This window comes from Holophagaceae bacterium (assembly GCA_016720465.1).
Taxonomy (GTDB): domain Bacteria; phylum Acidobacteriota; class Holophagae; order Holophagales; family Holophagaceae; genus JANXPB01.
Genome location: JADKKO010000001.1, coordinates 178,799 through 204,798, shown reverse-complemented (window position 1 = coordinate 204,798; position 26,000 = coordinate 178,799). Strand labels below are relative to the sequence as shown.

Here is a 26,000-nt window from a genome sequence, read left to right as displayed (position 1 = left end):
ATGATCCAGCTCATTCCATCCCTCGATCTGCTGGGCGGCGGCGTGGTGCGCCTGCTGCACGGCGAGGCCGACAAGGCCACCCGCTACGAAGTGGACCCCGAACTCTGGATCTCCCAGCTCGTGGACGCCGGGGCGGCCCGCATCCATCTGGTGGATCTGGATGGCGCCTTCGGCCTGGCGCGCCAGCCGGACTTCCAGCGGCTTCCGGGGCTCTTTCCTAAGGTGCGCTTCCAGTTGGGCGGCGGGTTGCGCAGCCGGGGCATCATCGAGCAGGTTCTGGACAGCGGCTTCGATGCGGTGGTGGGCACCTTGGCGGTGGAGCAGCCACGGGAATTGGCGGGCCTGCCCGCGGACCGCGTCATTGTGGCCTTGGATCTGCGGGGGGACCGCGTGGTCACCAAAGGATGGCAGGCGGCCAGTTCCTGCGACTCGACGGATGTCTTCGAGAGCCTGCTCACCCTCGGGTTCACCCGCGCGCTGGTGACCGATGTGAGCCGGGACGGCTCCCTGCTGGGGCCGGGCCTGGAAGCCACCGCCTGGATCGCCAAGGAAGGCTTCTCCGTGCAAGCCTCCGGCGGCCTGCGGAGCCTTGAAGATCTGGCCGCCCTGGAAGCGATCCCAGGCGTCCAGGGCGCCATCAGCGGCAAGGCCCTGCTCGAAGGCCGCATCGCCCTGGATGATCCGCGCACCCGCGCGGCGCTCGCGGGAGGGCTCTGATGCCTGCCAAGCGCGTCATTCCCTGCCTCGATGTGAAAAATGGGCGCGTAGTGAAGGGCATCCGCTTCCAGCATCTCCGCGATCTCGGAAGCCCCGTGGAGCTGGCCCGGCGCTACGATGCCGAGGGCGCGGACGAGGTGGTCTTCCTGGACATCAGCGCCAGCGAGGAAGGCCGGTCCACCCAGGAGGCCTGGGTGCGCCAGGTGTCCCGGGAACTTACCATTCCCTTTACGGTGGGTGGCGGCGTGGCCAAGCCCGAAGACTTCACACGGTTGCTGCGGAACGGCGCCGACAAGGTGGCCGTGAACACCGCCGCGGTCCTGGATCCGGCGCTGGTGCAGGCGGCGGCGGCCCTGGTGGGAACCCAATGCGTGGTGGCTGCTGTGGACGTGAAGCGTGACCCGGACTGCGGCTGGCGGGTGTTCATCAAGGGCGGCAAGGTCGCCACCGGCCTATCGGCTCTGCCCTGGCTCCTGCGGCTCCAGGAACTCGGCGCCGGCGAAATCCTGCTCACCTCCATGGACCGCGACGGAACCCTGGAAGGTTTCGATCTGGACCTGCTTCGCGCAGCTTCCAAGCTGGACATTCCAGTCATCGCCTCAGGTGGCGCGGGGACGGAATCGCATTTTCTTGAGGCCCTGGAAGCGGGCGCCGATGCGGTGCTGGCGGCCACGCTCTTCCATGAAGGCACCCTGCCCATCGCCCGCCTCAAGAAATTCTTAAGCGGGCACGGCCAGCTCATGCGATTGGAGGAACCATGCAAGCGATGAACGCGCTCCGGCTCAATCCGAACCTGCTCCACTTCGACGAGACGGGCCTCATTCCCGCGGTGGTGCAAGGGACCTCGGGCGAGGTCCGCATGGTCGGCTACCTGAACCGCGACGCCCTTGAAAAGACCCTCCAATCCGGTTTCGTGACCTTCTGGAGCCGCTCCCGGCAGACCCTGTGGACCAAGGGCGAGGGCAGCGGCAACCGCCTGAAGCTCGTGGAACTGCGCGCGGATTGCGACCACGATTGCCTGCTCATCATCGCGGAACCCATCGGCCCCACCTGCCACCGCGGCACCGGCAGCTGCTTCGATGACGACGCGGCCGAGGGGCCCGAGGCTGTCCAGGCCCTCGAAGCCTCGGCCGCCACGACCCTGCCCTGGCTGGACCGCCTGGAAAGGCTGCTGCAAAGCCGCAAGGCCACCGCGTCGCTGACCGGAAGCTACACTCGGAAGCTCTTCGCCCAGGGCACCGACCGCATCGCGAAGAAGGTGGTGGAAGAAGCGGGCGAGGTGGTGCTGGCCGCCAAGAACCTGGAACGCGAATCCACCCAGGCCAACCGCGACGATTTCCTCGGTGAAGCCGCCGACCTGGTGTTCCACCTGGAGCTGCTGCTGGTGGACCGCGGCCTCAGCCTCCATGATGTGGTCGCGCTGCTGAAGGCCCGCCACATCGGCCGGAGCGGAAAATAATGGCCACGCACACGCCGCATTTTCCCGACCTGCTCTTTCCCGGCGCCGCCCGCCTGCGCCGCTGGGAGGGCCTGCTCATGGGCCTGCTCGCGGGCGCAGGCTACCAGGAACTCCGATCCTCGCTCGTCATGCGGGAGCCCCATGAGGCTGCTTCCTTGCGCTTTTTCGATGGCGACCACCTGTTGGCCTTGCGCTGGGACTACACCACGGCCCTGGCGCGGATGCTGTCGAAGCGGTTCGCGGAACCGCCCCCGCGCGTGAGCTACGCGGGCGCCGTATTCCGCCGGGCCAACCAGCCTTGGGAACCGGTGGAGCGCTTCGAGGTGGGCTGCGAACGGCTCCACACCGACGAGGCCAGCCGCGATGAAGCCGACGTGGAGCTGGCCCGGCTCCTCATGGCCGTGCCCGCAACGCTGGGGCTCCGGGCCGCGATCCTCCAGATCGGCAGCGCCGCGCTGCTGCGGTGCCCGATGGAAGCCGAGCGGCTGCCGGATGGACTGGCCGATGCCGTCGCCCGCGCCCTGCAGCGCCGGGCGCCCCACCGCGTGAAGGAGGCCCTGGGCGGCCATCCCGCCGCGCCGCGGCTGTTGGCCCATGTCGAGGCCCTGCTCTCGGAATCCGACGGCCTCGCCGGATTGCAGGTCCTGGACCGCAGCCCTTATGCCAGCCTCCTGAAGGCCGAACGGGGCCATCTTCAGAGGACCCTGGAAGCCCTGTCGCCCTTCGTTCCCGAAGGCCTGCGCTTAAGGCTGGACCTGGCGGATGTGCAGGGCCTGGACTTCTACACGGGACCGACGCTGCGGCTCTACGCGCCGGGCGCGCAGCAGGAGTTGGCCGCGGGCGGCCGCTATGACGGCCTCTATCCATTCTTGGGCAAACCCTGGTTCGCCGCCGGCTTCTGCGTGCGCCTTTCGCCCCTGCTGGATCTGGCGGAAACGCGGCCCGATCTCTTCCATTCTCTCGAAGGAGCGGGGCGATGAATCTTCCGGCGGGCCCATTCAGCAGCGAGCCGATCCTCATCGCGTTTCCCAAGGGCCGCCTAGGCGAGGAGCTGCTTTCTCGCCTCGCGGGCACCGCCTTGGCTTTGGATGAAGCGGCTCTGAGCTCCAGGGTCCTGCGCATTCCCACGGCGACGCCCCATGTGCAAGTGCTGCTCCTGAAAGGCACCGATCTGCCCCGCTACGTGGCGGCGGGCGTGGCCAGCTTGGGCATCGTGGGATCGGACACCCTGGATGAAGTGGACGTGGACCTGCTGGAACTCGCGGATCTCAAATTCGGCGCCTGTCGGCTCTCCCTCTGCGGCGCGGAAGGCCTCACCCTCGATGCCCTGAAGCAAAAACCCCACCTGCGCATTGCCACGAAGTTCCTGAAGGCCACGGCCACCTGGCTGAAGCGTGAAGGCCTCACCGCGGAGCTGGTGCCTCTGCAAAGCAGCGTGGAACTGGCGCCCATCCTCGGCCTGGCCGACGCCATCGTGGACCTCGTGCAGACCGGCGGCACCTTGAAGGCCCATGGCCTCGTGGAGATCAGCGTCCTCGGCACCACGTCATCACGCCTCGTGGCCGCCCGCGGCGCCTACCTGGCGGATCCCGAACGGATGCGGCCGTTGGCGGCCGAACTCATCCGGCTGTTGGGCAGGGGCTAACTCCGGATGAGTGTCTGCTTCTGTTCCCGGGTAAGCCGTTTGACTTCGCGTTCCCTCCGGGTGGCTTCGGCCTGGGTGCCGGCGGATTCCTGGTAGACCAGCACGAAGGGTCCGCGGCCCTTGGTGTAGCGGGCGCCCTTGCCCGCCTGGTGGGCCTGCAGGCGGGCCTCCACATCCGGACTGATGCCCGTGTAGAACGATCCGTCGCCGCAGCGCAGGATGTAGACGTGCCAAGTGCTCATGGCTTCAGTCTAGGCTGTGGGCCGGAGACCACGAATCTACGATTGCCGATTTTCAATGGCCAATTGGAGCGCGGGCAGAAGCGATGCCCATGCCCTCTCAACTCTCAACTCTCAACCCTGGACTCTTGACTCTCGACCCTCGACCCTCGACTCTTGACCCTCGACCCTCGACCCACGGTTGAGCACAAATCCAATTGCCGGAGCACCAGAAATCATTCAAGCCGTACACTGAAGGCATGAGCGACGCATTCTCAGGCTTTCCCGACACCGCCCGCCTCTGGCTCATGGCCTTTCCCCGCCCCTTGGATGAAGCGGAAAAGGCCAGGCTCGCCGAAGGCTTCGACACCTTCCGTCCCCACTGGAAAACCCACAGCACGGCCATCGAATCCGGCTGGATGCTGATCGAGGACCAGATTTTCGTCGTGGTGGAGAACACCATGGGCAGCTCCCCTTCGGGCTGTTCCATCGACGCCATGTTGCGCCAGAGCATCAAGCTCGCCTCGCTCCTGGAATTGCCCTTCCTGGACGCCCAAAGCATCATCGTCCGCGCCTCGGGCAGGCTCAGGGTGGTCGCGAAAACCGAACTGGAATCGTTGCTCCAGAACGGCACCTTGGATGCGGCCACGCCGGTCATCGACCTGGGCCTGCTGGAGCTGGGCCAGTTGCGATCGGGCCAGCTTGAACGTCCCCTGTCGAAAACCTGGATCGCCCGGAAGCACCGCGCAGCTCTTGAAAGCCGCGTGGGGTGAAGGGGGCTTGCGTTGAGAGTCGAGAGTCGAGAGTCGAGAGTTGAGAGTTGAGAGTTGAGAGTTGAGGGTCAGGGGTTCGCAGCTTTTAACTCTGAACCCTCGACTCTTGACCCTCGACTCTTGACCCTTTGCCCAGGGCTCGCCTGTCGCGCTTAGAAAATCGGATCGCCCGGCTTGCGCTTCCAGGCTTCGGGGCGCTGTTTGGCGCCGTCCTGCTTGGGCTTGGCGGTCTTGGCGGCCTGCAGGGTCGCCATCAACAGGTTGGAGCCCAGGGAATCCGCCGCGGCCCGGGTGAGGGTCTGCTTCACGGGGCCCTCGGGGACCGTTTCGGTTTCTACCTTGGGCGTTTCGGATTTCTCCGCCTGGTCCTGGAGCCGCTTCTTGTACCAGGCCATGCGCTTGGGATCGATGGGCCGCGTCTGCTTGACGGAACCGCCCTTCCGCAGGGCGGTCTTCGGCTTGGCCACTTGTCGGTCTTCGCGCAGTTCCGATTCAGGATTGGAGGCTTCCTCCAGGATCTTCGCCAGGTCCGCCAGGCCGCCAAGGGAACGCTTGCTCATGTGGTCTAAGGTCTCCAACCGGGGCACAGACCCCAACCCATTAGCGTAACGGGTGGAAGGCCGCAGGCCAAGCCAACATCATGTTTTGTCGCACAATGGAGCCATGAAAGCCAGCCTGGAAGCCCTGCGTCGGCGCTACGAAACGGAACCGGCCCTGGCCCTGGACCCCATCGCCGTGCCGCTCCGCTTCCCGGATCCCATGGACCGGGAGCTCACGGCCTTCGTGGCGGCCCATCTCGCCTACGGCAAGGTGGCGCCCATGCTCCGGGCCATCGAAGGCCTGCTGAAGCCCCTGGGGGAAAGGCCGGCGGAATTCCTGCGAAGCCAGGCGGAGCCGGCCCTCCGGGCCGAGCTGGAGGCAGCCTTGCAGGGCTGGGTCTGGCGCTTCCACACGGGCTCGGACCTGGTGCAGTGGCTGCTGGCCTGGAAACGCCTGGACCAGGCGAGCGGCGCGGGCCTGGAAGCGCACCTGCTGCCCGCCCCTGCCGAGACCGCCGACGGGGCTCTTTCGCGTCTGGTGCAGCGATTGCGGGTGGAGCTGCCCCCGACCTATGGCCTGCGCTTCAATCTGCCGGATCCCCTGGAGGGCGCCTCCTGCAAGCGCTGGCGCATGTTCCTGCGCTGGATGGTGCGGGAGGGCTGGCCGGATTTCGGGCTCTGGAAGCGCTATCCCAAGGACCAGCTCGTCATTCCCGTGGACACCCACGTGGCCCGCATCGCCCGCTACGTGGGCCTCACCCAGCGCAACACCGTGGATGGCCGCATGGCCGCCGAGATCACCGCCGCGCTCAAGAAAAGGGACCGCCAGGATCCCCTGAAGTACGACTTCGCCATCTCGCACCTGGGCATCCTCGGCGACTGCCCCGGCGTCCGCGCCCTGCCTGGGTGCAGGCGCTGTCCGTTGGTGGGGATCTGTCGGGCGGGGAAGGGATGAGGCGAGAAGTTGAAAAGTTGAGAAGTTGAAAAGTTGAAAAGTTGAAAAGTTGAAGAGTTGAATGGTCCGCGGCCAACACCGAGAGTTGCACGCTGTTAACTCTTCGACTCTTCGACGCTTCAACTCTTCAACTCCCGGCCCTTTTGCGCCGCAGGCGCAAAAGGGCCGGGCTTGCCACGGCACTCGGGGGAACGACTTAGGGCTGCTTCTTCCGACCTGACCCGGTTCATCGCACCCCGATGCATGGGGCCCGGCTTGAAATCAGGTTAACGCGGAGCCCCCCCGGACCCAAAGCCCGCTCCCAAATAGCTAGGAAATAAGGGCCTGCAAACGACGTTAAATTGTTTTCGACTCATCCCTTGACACCCCTATATCTTGGGGTGATCCTTGTCTTCCGACACAATCCCTTGAGGTTTTACCCTTCAGGTCCAAGCCATCAGCCGACATTTCGGCACAGTTCTGGATGATGAGTTGGTCCTGGCTTTTTTCCGACCGAGCAGCACCGCCCCCTATTCAACATCTTTCATAACGTTCCGAGGGTCCCAATGAAGATTGCGCGCCATTTTACCCGTGAAGGCCAGGAGCCTCTCGCGGGCATCACCTTCGTGCCGCGGGTCAGCAAGATCACCAAGCTGGACGGAACCGTGGTCTTCGAAGCCAAGGACGTGATGGTTCCCGACACCTGGTCCCAGGTGGCCGTGGACATCCTGGCCCAGAAGTATTTCCGCCGCAAAGGCATCAACGCGGCCAATGGCGGCGAGACCGACGCCCGGCAGGTCTTCCACCGCCTGGCGGGCTGCTGGCAGCACTGGGGCGAGACCCACGGCTACTTCAACACCCCCAAGGACGCCCAGGCCTTCTACGACGAGCTGACCTACATGCTCGCCAAGCAGATGTGCGCGCCCAATTCGCCGCAGTGGTTCAACACCGGCCTGCACTACGCCTACGGCATCTCCGGCCCGGCCCAGGGCCACAGCTACGTGGACCCGGAAACCGGCGAACTGAAGAAATCCACGTCCGCCTACGAGCGGCCCCAGCCCCACGCCTGCTTCATCCAGAGCGTCTCCGACGACCTGGTGAACGAAGGCGGCATCATGGACCTGTGGACCCGCGAGGCCCGCATCTTCAAGTACGGCTCCGGCACCGGCAGCAACTTCTCCAAGTTGCGCGGCGCCGAAGAGCCCTTGAGCGGCGGCGGGCGCAGCTCCGGGCTGATGAGCTTCCTGGCGGTGGGCGACAAGGCCGCGGGCGCCATCAAGAGCGGCGGCACCACCCGCCGGGCCGCCAAAATGGTGACGCTGGACCTGGACCACCCGGACATCGAAGCCTTCATCGACTGGAAAGTGACGGAGGAGCGCAAGGTCGCCATGCTGGCGGTGGGCAGCCAATTGGTGAAGCGCCACTGGAACCTCATCTGCGAAGCCGTGGAGGGCTCCACCTCCAAGGATCCGGATCCCAAGACCAACGAGGCCCTGCGCCACGCCCTGGCCCGCGCCAAGAAGGAGGGCGTTCCCGCGGCCTTCCTGGCCCAGTGCCTGGGCCGCCTCGCCGAATGCGATTTCGACCGCGACATCAAGGGCTACGACACCTCCTGGGACGGCGATGCCTACGCCACCGTGGGCGGCATGAATTCCAACAATTCCGTGCGTGTCCCCGACTCTTTCATGCGGGCGCTGGAGAGTGACGGTTATTTTGAACTTAAGAACCGCACCAATGGAAAAGTAGCCAAGAAGCTGCCGGCGCGGGACCTCTGGAAGAAGATCAACACCGCCGCCTGGTCCTGCGCCGATCCCGGCCTGCAGTTCGACACCACCATCAACGACTGGCACACCTGCCCCGAGGACGGCCGCATCAATGCGTCGAACCCGTGCTCCGAGTACATGTTCCTGGACGATACCGCCTGCAACCTGGCTAGCCTGAACCTCTGCACCTTCCTGACCGACGACGGCGGCTTCGATCTGGTGGGCTACCGCCACGGCATCCGGCTCTGGACCATGGTGCTGGAGATCAGCGTGCTCATGGCCCAGTTCCCTTCGGAGGCCATCGCCAAGCTAAGCTACGATTTCCGCACGTTAGGCCTGGGCTATGCGAACCTGGGCGCCATGCTCATGCGCATGGGCATCCCCTACGACAGCGTGGAAGGCACTCAGTGGTGCGCCGCGCTCACGGCCATCCTCACCGGCGACGCCTACGCGGCCTCCGCCGAGATGGCCGGCGAGCTGGGCCCCTTCCCGGGCTTTGAACGGAACAAGGAGCACATGCTGCGGGTCATCCGCAATCACCGTCGCGCGGCCTACAACGCCCCAGCCGCCGAATACGAAGCCCTGAGCGTCATCCCCCAGGGCCTGGTGGGCACGGGCATCCCGAAATCCCTGCTGGAGGCCTCCCGGGAAAGCTGGGACGTGGCGCTCATGCTGGGGCAGTCCTTCGGCTTCCGCAACGCCCAGGTGACGGTGCTGGCGCCCACGGGCACCATCGGCCTGCTCATGGATTGCGACACCACCGGCGTGGAGCCGGACTTCGCCCTGGTGAAGTTCAAGAAGCTCGCCGGCGGCGGCTACTTCAAGCTGGTGAACAGCGCCATCCCCGAAGCCCTGATGCGCCAGGGCTACGCGCCCCAGCAAATCACGGATATCGAACGCTACGTGGTGGGCTGGCTCGAAATCACCGACGAGACGCCGGGCATCAGCCGCAGGGACCTGCTGGCCAAGGGCTGGACCAGTGAAGAGATCAACGCCATCGAGGAGAAGCTCCCCACGGCCTTCGATCCCAGCTTCGTGCTGCCCCTGGACCGCCTGGCCCGGGAGTTCGGCGAAGCCGCCTGCAATGTCTTCGTGCAGGCCCTCACGGGCGCCATGACCGTGGAAGGCGCGCCGCACCTGAAAGACGAGCACCTGCCGATCTTCGATTGCGCCAACCGCTGCGGCCGCACCGGCAAGCGGTACATCCAGCCCATGGGCCACCTGCGCATGATGGGCGCCTCGCAGCCCTTCCTGAGCGGCGCCATCAGCAAGACCATCAACCTGCCCGGCGAAAGCACCGTTCGTGAAGTGGGCGAGATCTACGCGGCGTCCTGGCACCTGATGCTGAAGGCCGTGGCGCTCTACCGCGACGGCTCCAAGATGAGCCAGGCCATGGCCACCAGCCTGGACCTGCTGGACGGCCTGGAAGCCGCCGAGGAACTGGCGGACGAGGCCAAGGCCCCCGCCGCCAAGATCGAAGCCATGGCCGCGGCGCAGACGCACGCGCTGGGCCAGCAGGTGGTGCGCACCTACCGCCGCCGCCTGCCCAACCGTCGCGGCGGCTACACCCAAAGCGCCACCGTGGGCGGCACCAAGATGTACCTGCGCACCGGCGAGTACGAGGACGGCCAGCTCGGCGAGATCTTCCTGGACATCCACAAGGAGGGCGCGGCCTTCCGCGCGGTGCTCAACTGCTTCGCCATCGCGGTGTCCATGGGCCTGCAGCACGGCGTGCCGCTGGAGGAATTCTGCGATGCGTTCCTGTTCACGCGCTTCGAGCCCAACGGCCTGGTGCAGGGCAGCGACACGGTGAAGTTCAGCACGTCCATCATCGATTTCGTGTTCCGCGAACTGGCCATCTCCTACCTGGGCCGCTACGAGCTGGCGCAGGTGGAGCCCGACCAGCTCATGAACCTCACCGCCAAGCCCGAGACCCACGCCCCCGGCATGGGCATCCCCGGCCGCAGCACCGAAGTGACGCCGAGCCTGTTCCCCCCGGAAACCTCCTCGGGAACGGCTCCGGCATCAGGCTCCGCGCCAGCACCGGCCCCAGCGCCGACGCCAGCACCAGTGATGGCCATGGCCGCCCAGCACACCGCCACCACCTCCATGCCCCACCAGTCCGCCGCCGCCATCGCCGCCCGCATCGCCCGCGAAAAAGGCTACACCGGCGATCCCTGCCCCGAATGCGGACACCTCACCCTGGTCAGGAACGGCGCCTGCATGAAGTGCCAGACGTGCGGGGCGACGACAGGGTGCAGCTAATTAACATAACCTTTTAAAAAATTCTAAAAAGTAATTATTCTCATTTGTTCCATACTGATCGAATTTTTAAATATTTCAATTTCTTGGTCTATTTCTGTTATACGTTCATCACTGTAAACAAAATCATCACCGTCAATTCGAAGGTTTTTGTCTCTTGTTTTGCTAGTCTTTAGTTCAGTGTTTGTTGTCATAAATCTAAGAATACGGTGGATTTCAATGAAATGAATCGAATTTGGTCCATCATCAATCGCTGCGTTATTAGTTAGTTTTTTATAAAATACTGATTGTAAACCAATATATTTAAGCTTTAATTTCATGGTATACTGATTGGCCTTATTGCCTTCAATTATTTGTGGTAACTCATCTACTTTATTGTATAAATCTTCCAATCTTTTTAAAACTAAATCTCTTTTAATTTTGTCAATTTCTTTATTTCTGTCAACTATAATAGAAATAAAAACTATTCCAAATAGTGTAGTCAAGACTGATAGTAATTGAATTGCATTAATATTTTGATCTAATGTGATTTCTGGCAGGGACAAAAACCTTCCCACAAAAAAACCACCCAAAATGGCTATAATAATTATGTAGATTATTGAAAATAAATTTTTTCTATTTTTCATTGCGGTTTTCTCTATCTGCTTCTTGAATATATTCCCAAATGTCATCAATTAAATAATCTTCTTCTGTAGAAACGAATTTCAGTTTTGACTTCAACGTTTCTAAGTTGAACTTATCGTTACGAATCAAACCACCAAATGCTTCCTCGAGAAATGAGGTGGCATACCCAGCCGTCCCATCCAAATTGATTTCGAGTTGTTTAGAATCTTTGATACACATGTTTAATAAACCAATAATATGGTCCTCTCTTAATTCTTGACCTGATTTCTTTCCCTCATCTCTATATCGAGGACCAGGTGTCCGACTGAAAGCCCGGGCTATACTAAAGATAATTTTATTTGCAGTTTCCATTGTCCCTCCTAATCTCCCAGTAAACATAGGTTCCTGAGAACGAATGATCCAGTTTTTGGAATACATCGTCGTCTAATGAGGCATATGCATCATTAGTTACAATTTTTAGCGAGGTGATCTGATTTCGTTTTTGAACATCAGCGATGCCAGGCAGACCTTTACCTCTAAAATATTTTCCAGTCACCGTTTGATGAAATTCGCCATTCAACATTAACTTTAGTATTTCTGCATTATCGCCATGCTTTAATAGCTTTGCAATTTTAGATAAATAATTGTAAAACTTACTTGTATTTGGTTTATCATTTAGGCTTTTAAAAATTCCCACACCAAAATCGACGAATGCAAACCCAACGATGCCAGACTGTTCGTCATGATTCACATGAAGCCACCAGTGTTTCTCACCCTTAACTCTATTTGCTGCATGGTTATTGGTATTCATCATGAGCTCGATTAAGACGCGCTGGACCCCCTGACACCTTCTTTCCTCACCCCAAATGGTTTTTGATGCGGATTGAATGATAGCGTCACCAAGTTCAGAATCAACCAACTTACCTGCATGAGTAATAATTTCATTCTTTCCACCATCATTGATCTGATATTGATCTTCGTCTTTAAATTCAAGCGCTAAATTTTTAAAAAATCCACTTTTTATTAAAATGTTTTTTGTATTCTCATTTTTCGGAATATTACCATTAAATTTGATATTCTTTGCCTTGAATTGCACCATTATGGAAAGCAGCGAAACAATAGCCCCATAATCGATTGTTTTAATTTTTTTCAACATTACACAGGTTTTTCGTTTTTCTATAAATAAATTCTCTAATTTATTAATAAATTGAATCACACCTTCAGGATTCTCATTAAAAGAAAATACTTCTGGTGCTTCAACCCTCTCATATCTTCTTGTAGCAGACATAAGTTTAATATCTTCTCGTGCCTCTTCTTTAGAAACCCCAAAATGTAATAAATTTAATTCCTTTCGTCTCGCTTTATGAATTGCTCTACGTCTCGCTGTTTTTCTTTCAATAGATCTTGCACGTCGTTTTAACAAATTCGTTTTATTTTTGAATCGCTTTGCGACTTCTTTTTTTGATTGGTCGCCTAGTGAGATCTGGTGTCTGGGTTCTGGGTTCGCCATCTAGATTGCCGATGCATATGAAAACGAGGTTGATGATGAATCAGGTAAAGAGCAGATAACTAGATCCACATTTAACAATCGAATTCTTGTGAAGTTGTGAGAGGTCATCAAACCAAAGGCTCCGGAACGTCAACACTAGCACCAACACTTTCTGTCCACGAACCCAGATATCACCTTCCATGGTCGCGGTAGGCCACCGGCTTGGGTCCGAAGTTCCATCGGCCAAACAGGATGAACATGCAAGCCTCCTGGAACCACAGATGAACACAGATCAACACAGATAAAGAAAACCACACCACACGGAGAGTAGCGGAGGCGCGGAGGGTAGCGGAGAAAACCCCTATTTCCTCCGCTGCCTCCTCTTTTTCTCCGCTACCCTCCGCGTAGCGCTTTTATCTTGGAGCCACCATCCCCTCAATCCAATGAGAATGCCACTCCCGGCACCTACCCTAGCGAGACCCTCTCCATCTGGCACCTCTCGCAATAGGGCGGCTTCGAAGGCCTTAGCGCACTCCCGCAGTTCACGCAGACGGTTTCGCTGGCGGGTTCGATCTGTGCCAGGCGTTGCTTCAGGCTGGGGTCGCGCTGGTAGGCATAGGCCCAGTAGCCCATGACCAGGCACATCACCGTGAGAAAGATCCGGATCATCCAGACGTTATCGCCATCCATTCCGGCGGTCGACATGGTCCAGTAGAGGATCGCGGTAAGGAAGAAGGGCAGGAAGAGCAGCGCCACGATGATGGCCTGCAGCAGCCCGGTCCCTTTCAGGTGCGGCTGTTTCTCACAGTGGGGACATTCCCAGTGCCGCCAATGGCCCAAGGGGATGAGCGGGATCAGGTAGACGTGGAACCAGTCGAAGCTCCGGATCGCCTGCGCGACGATGCGCCGTTCGCAGACCGTGCACCAGTCGGCGCGGTAGGCCACCGCCTTGCGCCCGAAGTGCCATCGGCCAAACAGGATGAACATGCAAGCCTCCTGGAACCACAGATGAACACGGATGAACACGGATAACAAAAACTACACCACGCGGAGGGCAGCGGAGGCGCGGAGGGTAGCGGAGAAAAATAAAATTTCTTCGTCTTCATCCGTGTTAATCCGTGTTCATCCGTGGCTAAAATTGTTTTAGTTTTTTGGTTATTAATCCCTGTAAGTCTACGCTTTGGCTAGGTTTTCTTGAATAGTGGTTTCTTGACCGGCTTCTTCACTGTGGCCTTCGCAGGAATGATCGGCAGGGTTTCCGCGTTGGCCATGTCCGTGAGCCGGAGCTTCCCGTCATCAGCGGGCAATTTCAACTGGTGACAATCTGTCACCAGTTGGCTTCCTTCTTTGCCCAGCCGCTCTTTCAGTTTGTTCCAGTACTTCCGGGCGACTTGGTAATCCGGCTGCTGGGTGAGCACTCGAACGACATCGATCACCGAAAAAAGCCAAGTATCTGCGGCTCCGTCATACACGCGGCGGATGGCATGGCCCTCGAAGAATGCAGGTTGATTCGTCATGGCAGCTCCGATCGAGTTTCGAACTCCAGACCAAGGAGGGGGACAAGTTGTCCCCCTCTATTGAATGCCTCAGAAGATGTGGGCAACCTTGGATGCAATGACATCGCTGTCCTGGGGGCTGAAGTACAAAGCGTAGCTGAGAAAAACCCATCTTCCTCCGCGTAATGCTTTTATGGTTGTGTCGCAGGAGCCCGCCATGCCCGAGCCGATCCCCTTCAACCGCGTGTCCATTTCCCCCATCGACTACATCGGCGAGGCCTGGGGGCGGGTGAAGGGGCAGTACTGGATGTTCCTGGGCATCACGCTGGTGGCGATGCTGCTGGGGGGGCTGGCGCCCATGGGGGTGATGCTGGGGCCCATGATGTGCGGCGTCTACCTCTGCTTCAAGGCCCAGGGGCGCGGGGAGCCGGTGAAGTTCGAGACCCTGTTCAAGGGCTTCGACCGCTTCCTGGAATCCTTCATCGCCGCGCTGCTGATGATGGCGGCGAGCCTGGTGATCGTGGTGCCCTTGATCCTGGCGCTGGTGTTCTCGGGCCTGTTCCTGGGCTTTTTCGCGGCCATGGGCGCCTCGGGCGGCTCCCGCGAAGCCCAGGCGGGCACCATGGCCGCGATGGTCCTGCTCTGGGTCGCGGCCTTCCTGCTGATCATGCTGGCCTCGGTGCTCATCAACCTGCTTTTCGTCTTCACCTTCCCCCTCATCGCCGACCGCGGCCTGAAGGGCCTCGAAGCCGTGAAGCTGAGCCTGCGCGCGGCCTGGGCCAACATCTGGGGCCTGGCGTGGCTGGGTCTGGCGACCTTCGTCCTGAGCCTGGTGGGCGTATGCTTCTGTTATGTTGGTGCCTTCCTCGTCATGCCCATCACCTTCGGGGTCCACTGGATCACCTACGAACGCGTGTTCGGGCTCCAGGCTGAAGCCTGAAGCGCGCCCCCTGACCTTCCCCGGCTCCCCATGACCCCCGAACCCCGGAAAATCGGCCGCTACGACGTGGGATACGCCCTCGGCCGGGGCTCCATGGGCGTGGTGTACCTGGCCACGGACCCCCTGCTGAAACGCTCGGTGGCCGTCAAGACCATGAAGGAGAAGAGCGGGAACGCCGCCGAGACCATCGAGCGCTTCAAGCGCGAGGCGGAGATCAGCGCGCAGTTGAACCATCCCAACATCATCACGGTCTACGACGTGGGCGTGGATCCCGAGTGGGGGCCCTTCCTCACCATGGAGTACATCTCCGGCGCGAGCCTGGCCCATATCATCAGGATGGAGCTGCCGGCGGACGAGATCCTGCGGCTGCTCCTGCAGGCCATGTCGGCCCTGCAGGCGGCCCAGCTCGCGGGCTTCGTGCATCGGGATGTGAAACCCGAAAACATGCTGGTGAGCCAGACCGGCGTCCTGAAGCTCATGGATTTCGGCCTGGCCCGGGGCGACCACTCCCGGCTCACGGCCGAGGGGATGCTGTTCGGCACGCCTTCCTACACCGCTCCGGAGCTGCTGACCGGCAGCAGCCCCTCGCCGGCCACGGACCGCTACGCCTTCGCCGTCACGGCCTTCGAAGCCCTCACCTGCGCCCTGCCCTACCAGGCCTCCAGCGTGGGCTCGACGCTCTACCGCATCGTCCACGAACCCCCGACGATTCCGCCGGATCTGGATCCGGAGTTGAAGGCCGTCTTCCTGAAGGCCCTCGACAAGGATCCGGCGGAGCGGTATCCGAGCCTGCCGTTGTTCATGGAGGCCCTGATCCGCGCCGTGCCCCTGGATCCAGAGCAGCGGTCCAAGCTGCTGGACAGCCTGGACGCCGCCAACACCAGCACCTCGCCGTTCATCTTCCTCCCGGCCAGTTCCGATGCCATTCCGGCGCTGGCCCAGGCGCCTGCGGAGTCCTCCCCGGAAGCGGCCACCACCACCCGCACGGATCCCAGGGCCCATCAAAGCGCTCCGGATCCGCCCACCTATCCCCTGCGCCTGAATCCCACGCCGGAGCCCATCTCCGCCGACACCGTGGCGCTGGCCCAGGTCTCCCAGGAAACGCATGCGGAAACGGACGGCTCCGCCGTTCCGGCTGCGGCGCCCACCTTGCCCATGATCCCGCCGGGCCGGCCAGGAAAGCGCGGGCCGGGCCTGCGAAGGGCCGCGCTCGTGATCCTGCTGCTGGGGGGTCTCGGGGCGGGCGGCTATTTTTCCAGGGGCTTCTGGCAGCCCTCGCGCTCCATCCAGGTCCTGAGCGAACCCGCGGGCGCCACGGTCTACCTCGGGGAACAGAAGCTCGGCGAGACGCCGCTGGAGCAGGTGGAATTGAAGGGCCGCGGCCCGGTGCTCCGGTTCAAGCTGGAGGGCTACCTCTCCCAGAGCCGGACCGTCCAGCCGGACGAAAGCACGGTGAAAGCCGTCCTGAAGAAGCCGCCGCACGTCCTTTCCATCCTCACGGATCCGCCCGGGGCGCAGGTTTTCCTGAACGGCGAGCCCGTGGGCTGGTCGCCGATCCGGAACCTCGGCATTCCGGCCGAGGGTCCCTCCCACTTGAAAATCATCCACGAGAACTACATCCCCTGGGAGGCCGAGGTGGATGCGGGCATCCCCTTCCCGGAACTGATCCGCCTCAGCCCCCTGCCGAAGCAGCGCGGGCGCTAGGGCGAGGGGCGGGTTCCGGCGCGGGAGTTGTTCAGGGCGCCGTGACCTGGAGGATGCCGTTGCCGGAAACCACCAGCACGTCGCCCAGGGCCGTCACCGCGATGCCGTGGGGCCTGAAAAGCCCGCCGGGCAGCAGGCCGAGGAGGATCCCTTCGCGGCCCAGGTTGCCCACGGGCGTGGTGGTGGTGCCATCCGCGGCCACTTTCCGGATGCTCTGGCTGGGCTTGTCCGTGACATAGGCCGCCCCCGCGGCGTCCACGGCCAGGCCGGAGGAGCCGTTGAACCGGGCGTTGAAGCTCTGGCCGTCGGTGGTGCCGAACAGCCCCGGCAGCCCCGCGAGGGTGCTGGACTGGCCATCGGCCGTGACGGAGCGGATGGTGCCGTTCCCGGTGTCGGCGATGAGCAATCCGGCGGGGCTGAAGGCCACGGCCTGGGGCAGGGAGAACCGGGGCGGCCCGAAGGCGTTGTCGTTGTTGCCCTGGACATTGGGAACGCCGATGAAGGTTGTGGTGGTGCCATTGCTCAGCACTTTGCGGATGACATGGTTCTTGGAGTCGGCCACGTACACGGCGCCGGCCGCATCCAGGGCGATGCCGGTGGGCGTGTCGAAGCGCGCATCGGCGCCCGGGCCGGTGGCGCTGCCGGGCGTGCCCGCCTTGCCCGCCAGGGTCCGCACCGCGCCGAGGCTGGACACGACCCGGATGGCGTGGTTGCCCGTATCGGCCACGTACACATTCCCCTCGCCGTCCACGGCCAGCGCCTGGGGACCGTTGAAGGTCCCGCCGGTCTCGCCATCGGTCCCGCCGGGGACCCCGGCCTGCCCGGCCAATGTGGTGACCTGCCCTTCGGGGCTGATTTTCCGGATGGTGTGGTTGCCGGTGTCCGCCACGTAGACGGATCCGTCGGCGCCCACCGCCAGGCCCTGGGGCATGGAGAACAGGGCCTGGGAGAGATCGCCGTCCGTGGATCCCGCGCGCACCGGAGTCCCCGCGAGGGTGGTCACCGCCGCGTCGACCGAGATGACCCGGAGCAGGTCGTTGCCGGTGTCGAGCACCAATTGGGTGCCTCCGGGCCGCGCCACCAGGCCGCCCGGCGCCGTGAAGGTCGCTAGGTTGGCGCTGGCGTCCACGTATCCGCTCACGCCCGCCTGTCCGACGGGGGTGGTCACCACGCCCGCGGACGTGACCCTGCGGATGGTGTGGTTGCCCATATCCGCCACCATCAGGTTCCCGGCCGGGTCGAAGCACAGGCCCGCCGGCTGGTTGAAGCGCGCGGCCGTGCCGGTCCCATCCTGGCTTCCGGGATTGAGCGCGCTGCCCGCCAGGGTGGTCACGACGGCGCCGGAGGTGATCTTGCGGATGGTGCTGTTGCCGAATTCGGTGACATAGAGATTCGAGTTGCCATCCATGGCGAGGCCCACGGGCCAGAACAGGAAGGCGGCCGTCCCGGTGGCGTCCGTCTGCCCCGCGAGCCCCCCATGGCCCGCGAAGGTCGTGACGTTTCCGGCCGGATCGATGCGGCGGATGGCGTGGTTGTTGTAGTCCGCCACGAAGAGATTGCCGCTGGCGTCCACGGCGATGCCCTGGGGCAGGTCGAACACCGCGTCGGCGCCCTGCCCGTCATGGAATCCGTTCGTCTGCGCCGAGCCTGCGATGGTGCTGACTTGGCCGTCCGCGGCGATCTTCCGGATGACGTAGTTCCCGGTGTCCGACACATAGAAATTGCCGGCCGCGTCCCGGCAGATGCCCTTCGGCCTGCGGAAGAGCGTGAACACGGACACTCCGTCCGAGTACCCGGCCGTGCCGCTGGTCCCCGCGAAGGTCGTGACCACGCCGGCGGGCGTGACCTTGCGGATCGAGTGGTTCTCCGTATCGCAGAAATAGACGTTCCCCGCCGGATCCGAGACCCCCGAGAAGGGCTGGTTCAACTGGGCGGAGGTTCCGGTGCCATCCAGGGAGCCGGGACCGCCGATGTTCCCGGCGAAGACATCCAGCCCCCGGGCGGTGATGGTGAGTTGGGCCGTGTTGGTGCCCTGGGCGTTGGTGGCCACCAGGGTGTAGGTCTGGCGGCGCCTGGGGTTCACCACCTTGCTGGCGGGGCCGCTGAGCACGTCGACGCCATCGAGCGTCAGTGAGGTCGGATTTCCGGTGAAGGTCCATTGCAGCGTGGCGGTCTGGCCAAAATCCACCTGGGTGTGGTTCGCCGTGAACGAGGTGATGGCCGGACCGTTCGTGACGGTGACGGTGGCGGTGCGGGTGGCCTGGGCCCCGGCGGCATTGGTGACCGTCAGGGTGTAGGTGGTGGTGGCCGCGGGACTCACGACCGCCGAGGGCGTCCCGCTGGCGACTGCGCCGACGCCCTTGTCCACCGATCCCGTCCCGTTGGCGAAGATGCCGAGCAAGCGGGTGCTCCCGCCCACGGAAATGGTGGGGGAGACGGCCGCGAAGCTGGTGATGGCCGGGGCCGGGACGACCGTCAGGGTCAGGGGTAGCGTCACCGACGCGCCCAGCGCATTGGCCACGGTGAGCGTGTAGGTCGTAGTGGCCGCTGGATTCACCGGGATCGCGGCGCCGCTGGCGACGGCTCCGACGCCCTGGTCCACGGCGCCGGTGCCCCCGGAAAAAACGGGCCTCAGTTGCGTGCCCGAACCCAGGGTCATGGGGTTCGCCGTCGCTGTGAACGACGTGATCGCAGGCTGCGTGAGCACCGTGACCGTCGCGGTGCGGGTGGCCTTGCTGCCGATGAGGTTCGTCACGGACAGCGTGTAGGTCGTGGTCGCCGCCGGGACGACCCTGGCATTGTCCCCACTGGTGACGGCGCCGACGCCATTGTCGATGATGCCGTATCCGCCGGTGTAGGCGATCTGGAGCAGGCTGGATTCGCCCGCGTTCACGGTGGCCGGGGAGGCCGAGAAGAGCGTGATGACGGGCTTGGCCTGCACGCCGACGAGCGCGGTGGCGGTGAGCGTGTTGGAAATCTGGCTGGTGGCCACCACGTGGAAGGAGCCCGGCGTTTCAGGAGCCGTGTAGAGCCCGGCAGGATTGATGGAACCGCCGGTGGCTTCCACCACCGACCAGGTCACGCCCGTGTTCTGGGAGCCGGTGACCGTCGCCGAGAACTGGAGGGTGTCGCCTGCGGTCACCTGCGCCGTGGTGGGGTTGATGGACAGGAGCACCGGCACCGGAGGCGGCGTCCCCGCATCTCCGCCGCAGGACAGGGCCAATCCGAGGCCGGACGCGGTGGCGAGGAGCAGGCAAACCCGACGGAAGGACATTCGGACTCCGAGAGACGGCAGTCGGCCGATACCCAGCCGGACCAAGCGCTCCAGTTTACAACAGAAACAGGCCCGCACGAATCCGCAACTTGAGCCCGGCCACGGCTCCGCGGCCCCCCGGCGGCCGGAGGGCCGAACTCATGGCGAGATTTTTTCCGCAAAACGGCCTACCCTGCCTCATGCCGTCCTCGCCCTTCGATTCCGTCCGCCAGGTATTCCGGTCCGTGGCAGCCACCGTCGTGCCCGAAGCGGTCCGGCTGGATGAACAGGGCTGGACCGAATTGGAGCAAATCATCGCGCAGGCGCTGGAATCCCGCCCCGCGGGCCTCCGCCGCCAGTTGGCGCTCTTCGTCCGGGCCCTGGATCTGCTGCCGGTCTTCCGGTACGGGAGGACCTTCCAGGGGCTCGATGCGGCCCGGCGCAACGCCTTCCTGCTGGGCATCCAGGATGCCCCGCTGCTGCTGCTGCGGCGGGGCTTCTGGGGCCTGCGGACCTTGATCTTCATGGGCTACTACGGCCGCGAGGAAGGGCGGGCGGAAACCGGCTACCGCGCCGATCCGCGCGGCTGGGAGGCGCCTAGATGATCGAGCGGCAATACGATGTGGTGATCGTCGGCTCCGGCGCCGGGGGCGGGACCGTCGCCGAAGAACTCGGCGGGCTGGCGCGGGACGGGAAGAAGGTCCTGGTGCTGGAGAAGGGCCCCCGCTTCGCCGACAGCGAGTTCGACGGCCGCGAATTGTCCATGGCCCCTTCCCTCTACGCCGAGGAAGGCGGCTTCCTCACCGCCGAAGGCACCATGACCCTCGCCTTCGGCTCAGCCTACGGCGGCTCCACGGTGGTCTACACGGGGACTTCCATGCAGCCGCCGGAGCGGGTGATCCGCGGATGGGGCGTGCCTGGGCTCGATTTTTCGGATCTTGAATCCAGGGCCAGGAAATACGCGGAGGAGAACGGCGTCCATCTGCTTCCACCTGATTTATTGAACGAAAACAATCGATTATTCGTCGAGGGTTGTGAAAAGGCCGGCTACAAGGCCGAGCAGTTCCCCATCAATGTCCGCGGCTGCAAGGGTTCGAGCCTCTGCAACCTAGGCTGCCCCAACGCCGCCAAGCAGGGCACCCACCGCGTCCAGCTCCCGGCCGCCGAGCGCGCGGGGGTCGAGGTCGTCACTCGCGCCGAAGCGCTCCGGATCGAGGAACGGGCCATCCTGGTCCGGGTCCAGGAGAAGAAGCCCGGCTCGAAGGGCCTTCCGTCGGAATGGGCGCCCGGCGAGTACCGGATCAAGGCCGGCGCCATCGTCCTGGCGGGAAGCGCCATCGGCACGCCTGCGCTGCTCCTGCGTTCCAACCTTCCCGGCCTATCCAAGCGCGTCGGCGAAGGCTTCACCTGCCATCCCGCGCATATCCTGGCGGCCGAGCATGCCCGCCCCATCACGAACGATGTGGGCCATCCGAAAAGCTTCTTCCTGGACCGGTCGGTTGAAGAGGGCTTCCTGTTGGAAACCTGCATGTACTTCCCCTTCACCACCGCGAAGAACCTGGCAGGGTTCGGCGCGCCACATTCGAAGCTGATGCACGCCTTCCCGAGGCTGCAGATGATCCTCGTCCTGGCCTGCGACAAGGCGGTGCCCGGCAACCGGGTCGCCGTGGACCGGACGGGAAAGCCCGTGGTGCACTACCGTTTCACGCCCGAGGTGGTCGCCTCGCTCATCCGCGCCACCCGCGCATCGGCGCGGATCTTTTTCGCCGCCGGGGCGCAGCGGGTCCACGCGCCCTCCGCCGATCCGCCCCTGCTGGAACGGGATGAAGCGCCCGCCATCGACGAACGCATCCACGGGCGGCATTTCAAGGAAGGCAAGATCTCCGTATCGGCGGCGCACCTGATGGGCGGCTGCGGCATGGGCTCAGGGCCCTCGGATTCCGTGACGGATTCCTATGGCCGCGTGCATGGCATTCCCTGGCTGCGCGTGGCCGACGCGAGCCTCTTTCCCGACTCGCTGGAGATCAATCCCTACCTGACGATCATGGCGCTCGCGGGCCGGGCGGCCGGAAAGCTGCTGGAGGACAAGGCATGGCAATGACCGGCGCGGCGCACGTTTTGAAGGCCCTGGAGGATGAAGGCATCCGCCTGGCGTTCGGGATTCCCGGAACCCACAACATCGAGCTTTACGACCTGCTCGCCACCTCGAAATCCGTGCGGTCCGTCCTGGTGACGGACGAGCAGAGCGCCTCCTTCATGGCCGACGCCGCCTGGCGTGCTTCGGGCACCATGGCCTGCGTCAACGTCGTGCCCGGGGCGGGGCTGACCCATGCCATGTCCGGCATCGCCGAGGCCTTCATGGATTGCGTCCCGATGCTGGTGCTGGGCTGCGGCATCCGGCGGGACACCGGGAAGGCTTACCAGCTTCATGACGTGGATCAGCAGGCCCTGGCCGCGCCGGTGACGAAGGGTACCTTCCGCCCCGAGCGTGGCGAGGACATCTACGGCACCATCCGCGCCGCCTGCCGCCTGGCCCGGGAAGGCTGCCCGGGCCCGGTCTTCGTGGAAATACCGGCAAACCTCTACCTGCTGCAGCAGCCCGCCTCGGCCCCCTGGCAGGAGGTGCCGCCCACGGTCCCGCCGGTCCCCCAGGATCTGCTGAAGCAATGCGCCGAACTGCTTTCGAAGGCCAAGCGTCCCCTGATCTACGTGGGGCTGGGCGCCGCCGGCGCCAGGGCCGACCTGGTCGCCCTGGCGGAAAAGCTGGAAGCGCCGGTATCCAGCACCTTCCAGGGCAAGGGCGTCTTCCCCGAGAGCCACCCTTTGTTCTTGTGGCCGGGCTTCGGGGCGGCCGCGCCCGCCTTCGCCCGGGCCGTGGCGGGGACTGCGACGCGACCCTCGCCATCGGCTGCCGTTTCGGCGAAGTGGCCACCGGCAGCTACGGGCTGAACCCGCCCTCGCCCCTGCTGCACGTGGACATCGACCCGAGTGTGCCCGGAAGGAATTTCCCGGCGGATGTCGCTGTCTGCTGCGATTCGGCGCAGTTCGTGCGGGCGCTGCTGCCGATGCTTCCTGGCCGGGCCAAGTGCGACGAGCTCCGGAACCGGATCCACGCAGGCCGCGCCGAAGCCGCCGCCGAAATCCAGTCGCCATCGGAAACCGGCGTGTCGCCGGGACGGCTGCTGAAGCGCCTGCAGGAGCTCTTCGGCCCAGAAACCATTTTCACAACTGATAGTGGTAATGGAACATTTTTAGCTATTGAAGGTCTGACACTTGATAAACCCGGCCGGCTGCTCGGCCCCATGGACTACTCCTGCATGGGCTATTCCGTGCCTGCGGCCATCGGCGCGAAGCTGGCCTGCCCGGAGGTCCCCGTGGCCGCCCTGGCGGGGGACGGCGCCTTCCTGATGACGGGCCTCGAACTGCTCACCGCCGCAAGCCAGGGCGTGGCCGCGGCCTTCCTGGTGCTGCGGGACCGGGAGCTGGCGCAGATCGCGCAGTTCCAGGGCGTCGCCTACAACCGGAAGGCCTGCAGCGAACTCCCGGACTACGATCTGGCGGCCATCGCCGCAGGGACCGGCGTCGAATGCCTGCAGCTCAAAACGGATGCGGACATCGCGCCGGTCCTGGATCGAGCCAAAGCGATCCTGTCGGAAGGCCGTCCCGTGGCCATCGACGTGGCCATCGACTACTCCCGGAAGACCTTCTTCACCAAGGGCGTGGTCCGGACGACCCTGGGCCGCCTCCCTTGGATGGACCGCATCCGCTTCGTGGGACGGGCGGTGGGCAGGAAGCTCTTCGAGTGAACGTTGTGACCGTTGGCCGTTAAAAATACAGATTCACCGCCAAGACGCCAAGAAAAGCAGAACACAAGGTTTTTGTACGTCTTGCGCCCGCGGTGGCACCAATACCTAGAATCCCTAGCAATCTTGATTTCGGCTCCAAATTTTCTCGCGGAAGCGCCGAGCAATTTTAGGCCGTTAAAAACACCGTTGGGTAAGGCGATTTAGGTTTTGCAAACGATTAATCGTATTTTATACGACTTGCTAGAGGCTTTTCTTGGCGCTCTTGGCGTCTTGGCGTCTTGGCGTCTTGGCGGTGAGTTTTTTATTTTTCGATTGATGCCGCCGGACTAGAAATATTTCAGCGTCAGATCGATCAGCTTCCGCACCCGCGACGTGTAGGGCGGATACATCCACTGGATGGCCGAGAAGCGCGTACGCTGGCGCAGCACGCCGCGGGCGTTGGAGAAGGCTTCGAAGCCGAAATGCCCGTGGGCCTTCCCGAACCCGGAGTTGCCGATGCCGCCGCCCGGCAGGCCCATGTGCGCGAAATGCAGGACCGTGTCGTTGATGCAGGCGCCGCCTGAGGTGGTCCGCGAAAGCAGGGACTCCGCGGCCCTCCGGTCGCCGCTGAAAACGTACAGCGCCAAGGGCTTGGGGCGCGCGTTCACGAAGCGCACGGCCTCGTCCATGTCCGCCACTTTCAGGACCGGCAGGATCGGTCCGAAGATCTCCTGCTGCATGACCGGGGAATCCGGCGCGATGTCGGTGAGGATGGATGGCGCCATGTAGTTCTCGGCGGAATCAACTTCGCCGCCCACCGCCACCTTTCCTCCGGCCGCCTCGAGAACGGCTTTAAGCCGAGCGTGGTGGCCCGCGTTCACAATCCGGGGCAAATCAGGATTCTGCTTCCATGCCGCCGCGTCGGCGCCATAAAAGGACTCCACCGCGAGCTTGAGTTCCTGCACCAGGCGGTCGTGGATGCCTGCGTGGGCCAGCACGTAGTCCGGCGCGATGCAGGTCTGCCCGGCGTTCAGGAACTTGCCCCAGGCGATCTTGCGCGCGGCTTCGCGTAGATCCGCGTCCGCGTCCACCAGCACGGGAGACTTCCCGCCCAGTTCCAGGGTCACGGAGGCCAGGTTCAGCGCCGCGGCGCCCATGACCAGCTTGCCGACGGCGGGGCTCCCCGTGAAGAAGATGTGGTCGAAGGGCAATTCCAGCAGCGCCCGGGCGGCCTCGGCGTCGCCCTCCACCACGGCGACTTCGTGCTCCGGGAATAGATCGCCCAGCAGCCGTTGGATGAAGGCAGTGGTGTGCGGCGTATGCTCCGAGGGTTTCAGCATGGCGCAATTGCCCGCGGCGATGGCCGACACCAGGGGGCCCAGCGTCAGATTGATGGGGTAATTCCAGGGGCTGATGATGAGCACCACGCCCTTGGGCTCCTGGCGGATCGTGCCCGCGCTGCCCAGCAGTGCCAGTGGAGCCGGCACCCGCCGGGGCTTCATCCACCGGCCCAGGTTCCGCAGCGCATCCTTGATTTCGCAGATCACCGGGTACAGTTCCGTGAGGTCCACCTCCCCCGGCGCCTTGCGGAAGTCCGCCGCCAGCGCTGCCTGGGCCTCGCCACGGCGCTCCATGAGGGCATCGAGCAGCCGGCGCAGCTTGGCCTTGCGCTCTTCCGTATCCGTCGCAGCGATGCGCCACCGTGCTTCCTGCTGGCGGGCAAAGACAGCCTGCACGTTGGCGCGGAGGAATTCAGCGGGTGGAATATTGGATGCTGGATCCACAGGGCCTCCGACATTGGGTTCGTTCCAGGATAGCTGGAGTGTTTGGTTGACCGAGGTTGGCTTGTCTTCATCCCCTTCATCCCTCTTTATTAGGATTTCCTGGCGATCCCCGAACCTCAGCTTGGAATGGTTTGACGACAATGCGAGAAAGGGACTTTGAATCCACAGATTCCACCGATTACACAGATTGAATAACGCGGATCGTGGAGAAATGAAGCCCGCTCCCGGCAAGTAGCATGGGCCGCCCCGGCTTGGCCGGGGCCGCGCGACTTCGTCGGGCGGGTTTTCAGGGCGGCGGCGCTTCCGCACCAAAGGCGCGAGTCCGCCGCCGCCCTGAAAACCGGTTGGCCCATGCGGAGCAGAAGGGGGATGATGACTCCTTCCGGGCCGACGGCACTTGTAAATCTGTGTCATCTGTGGAATCTGTGGATGAACTTTTGATCTTGAAAAACGACTGGCTGAGGTTGGGGGATAATCAGGTTTTATTTTTAACAGGGATGCAGGGGATGGAATGGAGGACGTTCCGCCCCGCCGGTCGTCCCGGCCCGGTTTTTACGCCGAAGCTCACAGGTTGGAGGAAACGACCTTTGTCACAGCCCAATAGCGCTCTTGATCCCGTAGAATGGAAGCAAGCCC

General features: G+C 63.0%; 23 protein-coding genes and 1 other RNA gene. 14 read left to right on the top strand and 10 right to left on the bottom strand.

Annotated features, from left to right (window positions below; all coding sequences use genetic code 11):
* Genes IPQ13_00865 through IPQ13_00845 form a run of 5 tightly spaced genes read left to right on the top strand, consistent with a single transcriptional unit; the run spans position 1 to position 3,821 of the window.
* The gene (locus IPQ13_00865) at positions 1-717 is read left to right on the top strand and encodes a 1-(5-phosphoribosyl)-5-((5-phosphoribosylamino)methylideneamino)imidazole-4-carboxamide isomerase (protein MBL0209458.1); all 717 of its coding nucleotides are present in this window, start codon (positions 1-3) and stop codon (positions 715-717) included.
* Positions 717-1,487, top strand: a complete 771-nt coding sequence (hisF, locus tag IPQ13_00860) for an imidazole glycerol phosphate synthase subunit HisF (protein ID MBL0209457.1) — start codon at positions 717-719, stop codon at positions 1,485-1,487. Before IPQ13_00865 ends, hisF begins: the two co-directional genes overlap by 1 nt.
* Positions 1,475-2,176: a bifunctional phosphoribosyl-AMP cyclohydrolase/phosphoribosyl-ATP diphosphatase HisIE gene (locus IPQ13_00855; protein ID MBL0209456.1), complete on the top strand. Its 702-nt coding sequence runs from the start codon at positions 1,475-1,477 to the stop codon at positions 2,174-2,176. The genes hisF and IPQ13_00855 overlap by 13 nt, the downstream gene beginning before the upstream one ends.
* Entirely contained in the window at positions 2,176-3,156 is a 981-nt protein-coding gene (locus tag IPQ13_00850; GenBank protein ID MBL0209455.1) for an ATP phosphoribosyltransferase regulatory subunit, read from the top strand. The genes IPQ13_00855 and IPQ13_00850 overlap by 1 nt, the downstream gene beginning before the upstream one ends.
* The gene (locus IPQ13_00845; GenBank protein ID MBL0209454.1) at positions 3,153-3,821 is read left to right on the top strand and encodes an ATP phosphoribosyltransferase; all 669 of its coding nucleotides are present in this window, start codon (positions 3,153-3,155) and stop codon (positions 3,819-3,821) included. Before IPQ13_00850 ends, IPQ13_00845 begins: the two co-directional genes overlap by 4 nt.
* Here the strand turns inward: IPQ13_00845 and IPQ13_00840 are convergent.
* On the bottom strand, positions 3,818-4,063 hold the full coding sequence (locus IPQ13_00840) for a GIY-YIG nuclease family protein (protein MBL0209453.1): 246 nt from the start codon (positions 4,061-4,063) through the stop codon (positions 3,818-3,820). The two genes, IPQ13_00845 and IPQ13_00840, sit on opposite strands and share 4 nt — an antisense overlap.
* A gap of 236 nt (positions 4,064-4,299) precedes the next feature.
* Between IPQ13_00840 and IPQ13_00835 the strand changes: the two genes are divergently transcribed.
* Complete coding sequence (locus tag IPQ13_00835; GenBank protein MBL0209452.1) at positions 4,300-4,812, top strand: hypothetical protein; 513 nt, start codon at positions 4,300-4,302, stop codon at positions 4,810-4,812.
* A gap of 152 nt (positions 4,813-4,964) precedes the next feature.
* Here IPQ13_00835 and IPQ13_00830 read toward each other — a convergent pair whose 3' ends face one another.
* Positions 4,965-5,372, bottom strand: a complete 408-nt coding sequence (locus tag IPQ13_00830; GenBank protein MBL0209451.1) for a hypothetical protein — start codon at positions 5,370-5,372, stop codon at positions 4,965-4,967.
* A gap of 103 nt (positions 5,373-5,475) precedes the next feature.
* Between IPQ13_00830 and IPQ13_00825 the strand changes: the two genes are divergently transcribed.
* Entirely contained in the window at positions 5,476-6,306 is an 831-nt protein-coding gene (locus IPQ13_00825) for a TIGR02757 family protein (GenBank protein ID MBL0209450.1), read from the top strand.
* 160 nt (positions 6,307-6,466) lie between these two features.
* Here the strand turns inward: IPQ13_00825 and ffs are convergent.
* An RNA gene (ffs, locus tag IPQ13_00820) (signal recognition particle sRNA small type) lies at positions 6,467-6,562 on the bottom strand.
* Positions 6,563-6,851: 289 nt separating this feature from the next.
* Between ffs and IPQ13_00815 the strand changes: the two genes are divergently transcribed.
* Positions 6,852-10,313, top strand: coding sequence for an adenosylcobalamin-dependent ribonucleoside-diphosphate reductase (locus IPQ13_00815; protein ID MBL0209449.1), 3,462 nt, complete (start codon positions 6,852-6,854; stop codon positions 10,311-10,313).
* 23 nt (positions 10,314-10,336) lie between these two features.
* On the opposite strand, the gene IPQ13_00810 is transcribed toward IPQ13_00815, so the two are convergent.
* The 5 genes from IPQ13_00810 to IPQ13_00790 form a co-directional block, all read right to left on the bottom strand.
* Positions 10,337-10,936 (bottom strand): hypothetical protein, encoded by a 600-nt coding sequence (locus tag IPQ13_00810; GenBank protein MBL0209448.1) that lies wholly within the window; start codon positions 10,934-10,936, stop codon positions 10,337-10,339.
* Positions 10,926-11,285, bottom strand: coding sequence for an STAS-like domain-containing protein (locus IPQ13_00805; GenBank protein MBL0209447.1), 360 nt, complete (start codon positions 11,283-11,285; stop codon positions 10,926-10,928). The genes IPQ13_00810 and IPQ13_00805 overlap by 11 nt, the downstream gene beginning before the upstream one ends.
* Entirely contained in the window at positions 11,269-12,423 is a 1,155-nt protein-coding gene (locus tag IPQ13_00800; GenBank protein ID MBL0209446.1) for a hypothetical protein, read from the bottom strand. The genes IPQ13_00805 and IPQ13_00800 overlap by 17 nt, the downstream gene beginning before the upstream one ends.
* A gap of 444 nt (positions 12,424-12,867) precedes the next feature.
* Positions 12,868-13,389: a hypothetical protein gene (locus IPQ13_00795; GenBank protein MBL0209445.1), complete on the bottom strand. Its 522-nt coding sequence runs from the start codon at positions 13,387-13,389 to the stop codon at positions 12,868-12,870.
* A gap of 197 nt (positions 13,390-13,586) precedes the next feature.
* Positions 13,587-13,919: a hypothetical protein gene (locus IPQ13_00790; protein MBL0209444.1), complete on the bottom strand. Its 333-nt coding sequence runs from the start codon at positions 13,917-13,919 to the stop codon at positions 13,587-13,589.
* Between the two features lie 196 nt (positions 13,920-14,115).
* Between IPQ13_00790 and IPQ13_00785 the strand changes: the two genes are divergently transcribed.
* Both IPQ13_00785 and IPQ13_00780 read left to right on the top strand, forming a co-directional pair.
* Complete coding sequence (locus IPQ13_00785; GenBank protein ID MBL0209443.1) at positions 14,116-14,838, top strand: hypothetical protein; 723 nt, start codon at positions 14,116-14,118, stop codon at positions 14,836-14,838.
* Positions 14,839-14,868: 30 nt separating this feature from the next.
* Positions 14,869-16,542, top strand: a complete 1,674-nt coding sequence (locus IPQ13_00780; GenBank protein MBL0209442.1) for a protein kinase — start codon at positions 14,869-14,871, stop codon at positions 16,540-16,542.
* Between the two features lie 31 nt (positions 16,543-16,573).
* Here IPQ13_00780 and IPQ13_00775 read toward each other — a convergent pair whose 3' ends face one another.
* Positions 16,574-19,816 carry an SMP-30/gluconolactonase/LRE family protein gene (locus IPQ13_00775; protein ID MBL0209441.1) on the bottom strand — a complete coding sequence of 1,081 codons (3,243 nt, stop codon included), beginning with the start codon at positions 19,814-19,816 and terminating at the stop codon, positions 16,574-16,576.
* Between the two features lie 140 nt (positions 19,817-19,956).
* Between IPQ13_00775 and IPQ13_00770 the strand changes: the two genes are divergently transcribed.
* Genes IPQ13_00770 through IPQ13_00755 form a run of 4 tightly spaced genes read left to right on the top strand, consistent with a single transcriptional unit; the run spans position 19,957 to position 23,601 of the window.
* The gene (locus IPQ13_00770; GenBank protein ID MBL0209440.1) at positions 19,957-20,400 is read left to right on the top strand and encodes a hypothetical protein; all 444 of its coding nucleotides are present in this window, start codon (positions 19,957-19,959) and stop codon (positions 20,398-20,400) included.
* A complete protein-coding gene (locus IPQ13_00765; GenBank protein ID MBL0209439.1) occupies positions 20,397-21,896 on the top strand; it encodes a GMC family oxidoreductase in 1,500 nt (499 codons plus the stop codon). Before IPQ13_00770 ends, IPQ13_00765 begins: the two co-directional genes overlap by 4 nt.
* A complete protein-coding gene (locus tag IPQ13_00760; GenBank protein ID MBL0209438.1) occupies positions 21,887-22,744 on the top strand; it encodes a thiamine pyrophosphate-binding protein in 858 nt (285 codons plus the stop codon). The genes IPQ13_00765 and IPQ13_00760 overlap by 10 nt, the downstream gene beginning before the upstream one ends.
* Positions 22,627-23,601 (top strand): thiamine pyrophosphate-binding protein, encoded by a 975-nt coding sequence (locus IPQ13_00755; GenBank protein ID MBL0209437.1) that lies wholly within the window; start codon positions 22,627-22,629, stop codon positions 23,599-23,601. The genes IPQ13_00760 and IPQ13_00755 overlap by 118 nt, the downstream gene beginning before the upstream one ends.
* A 326-nt stretch (positions 23,602-23,927) precedes the next feature.
* Here the strand turns inward: IPQ13_00755 and IPQ13_00750 are convergent, their stop codons facing one another.
* The gene (locus IPQ13_00750; protein MBL0209436.1) at positions 23,928-25,778 is read right to left on the bottom strand and encodes an aldehyde dehydrogenase family protein; all 1,851 of its coding nucleotides are present in this window, start codon (positions 25,776-25,778) and stop codon (positions 23,928-23,930) included.
* Positions 25,779-26,000: the final 222 nt, after the last annotated feature.

Coding starts and splice junctions, on each gene's coding strand:
- IPQ13_00865 (MBL0209458.1), top strand. CDS start 1: ATGATCCAGCTCATTCCATCCCTCGATCTGCTGGGCGGCGGCGTGGTG.
- hisF (MBL0209457.1), top strand. CDS start 717: ATGCCTGCCAAGCGCGTCATTCCCTGCCTCGATGTGAAAAATGGGCGC.
- IPQ13_00855 (MBL0209456.1), top strand. CDS start 1,475: ATGCAAGCGATGAACGCGCTCCGGCTCAATCCGAACCTGCTCCACTTC.
- IPQ13_00850 (MBL0209455.1), top strand. CDS start 2,176: ATGGCCACGCACACGCCGCATTTTCCCGACCTGCTCTTTCCCGGCGCC.
- IPQ13_00845 (MBL0209454.1), top strand. CDS start 3,153: ATGAATCTTCCGGCGGGCCCATTCAGCAGCGAGCCGATCCTCATCGCG.
- IPQ13_00840 (MBL0209453.1), bottom strand. CDS start 4,063: ATGAGCACTTGGCACGTCTACATCCTGCGCTGCGGCGACGGATCGTTC.
- IPQ13_00835 (MBL0209452.1), top strand. CDS start 4,300: ATGAGCGACGCATTCTCAGGCTTTCCCGACACCGCCCGCCTCTGGCTC.
- IPQ13_00830 (MBL0209451.1), bottom strand. CDS start 5,372: ATGAGCAAGCGTTCCCTTGGCGGCCTGGCGGACCTGGCGAAGATCCTG.
- IPQ13_00825 (MBL0209450.1), top strand. CDS start 5,476: ATGAAAGCCAGCCTGGAAGCCCTGCGTCGGCGCTACGAAACGGAACCG.
- IPQ13_00815 (MBL0209449.1), top strand. CDS start 6,852: ATGAAGATTGCGCGCCATTTTACCCGTGAAGGCCAGGAGCCTCTCGCG.
- IPQ13_00810 (MBL0209448.1), bottom strand. CDS start 10,936: ATGAAAAATAGAAAAAATTTATTTTCAATAATCTACATAATTATTATA.
- IPQ13_00805 (MBL0209447.1), bottom strand. CDS start 11,285: ATGGAAACTGCAAATAAAATTATCTTTAGTATAGCCCGGGCTTTCAGT.
- IPQ13_00800 (MBL0209446.1), bottom strand. CDS start 12,423: ATGGCGAACCCAGAACCCAGACACCAGATCTCACTAGGCGACCAATCA.
- IPQ13_00795 (MBL0209445.1), bottom strand. CDS start 13,389: ATGTTCATCCTGTTTGGCCGATGGCACTTCGGGCGCAAGGCGGTGGCC.
- IPQ13_00790 (MBL0209444.1), bottom strand. CDS start 13,919: ATGACGAATCAACCTGCATTCTTCGAGGGCCATGCCATCCGCCGCGTG.
- IPQ13_00785 (MBL0209443.1), top strand. CDS start 14,116: ATGCCCGAGCCGATCCCCTTCAACCGCGTGTCCATTTCCCCCATCGAC.
- IPQ13_00780 (MBL0209442.1), top strand. CDS start 14,869: ATGACCCCCGAACCCCGGAAAATCGGCCGCTACGACGTGGGATACGCC.
- IPQ13_00775 (MBL0209441.1), bottom strand. CDS start 19,816: ATGTCCTTCCGTCGGGTTTGCCTGCTCCTCGCCACCGCGTCCGGCCTC.
- IPQ13_00770 (MBL0209440.1), top strand. CDS start 19,957: ATGGCGAGATTTTTTCCGCAAAACGGCCTACCCTGCCTCATGCCGTCC.
- IPQ13_00765 (MBL0209439.1), top strand. CDS start 20,397: ATGATCGAGCGGCAATACGATGTGGTGATCGTCGGCTCCGGCGCCGGG.
- IPQ13_00760 (MBL0209438.1), top strand. CDS start 21,887: ATGGCAATGACCGGCGCGGCGCACGTTTTGAAGGCCCTGGAGGATGAA.
- IPQ13_00750 (MBL0209436.1), bottom strand. CDS start 25,778: ATGACACAGATTTACAAGTGCCGTCGGCCCGGAAGGAGTCATCATCCC.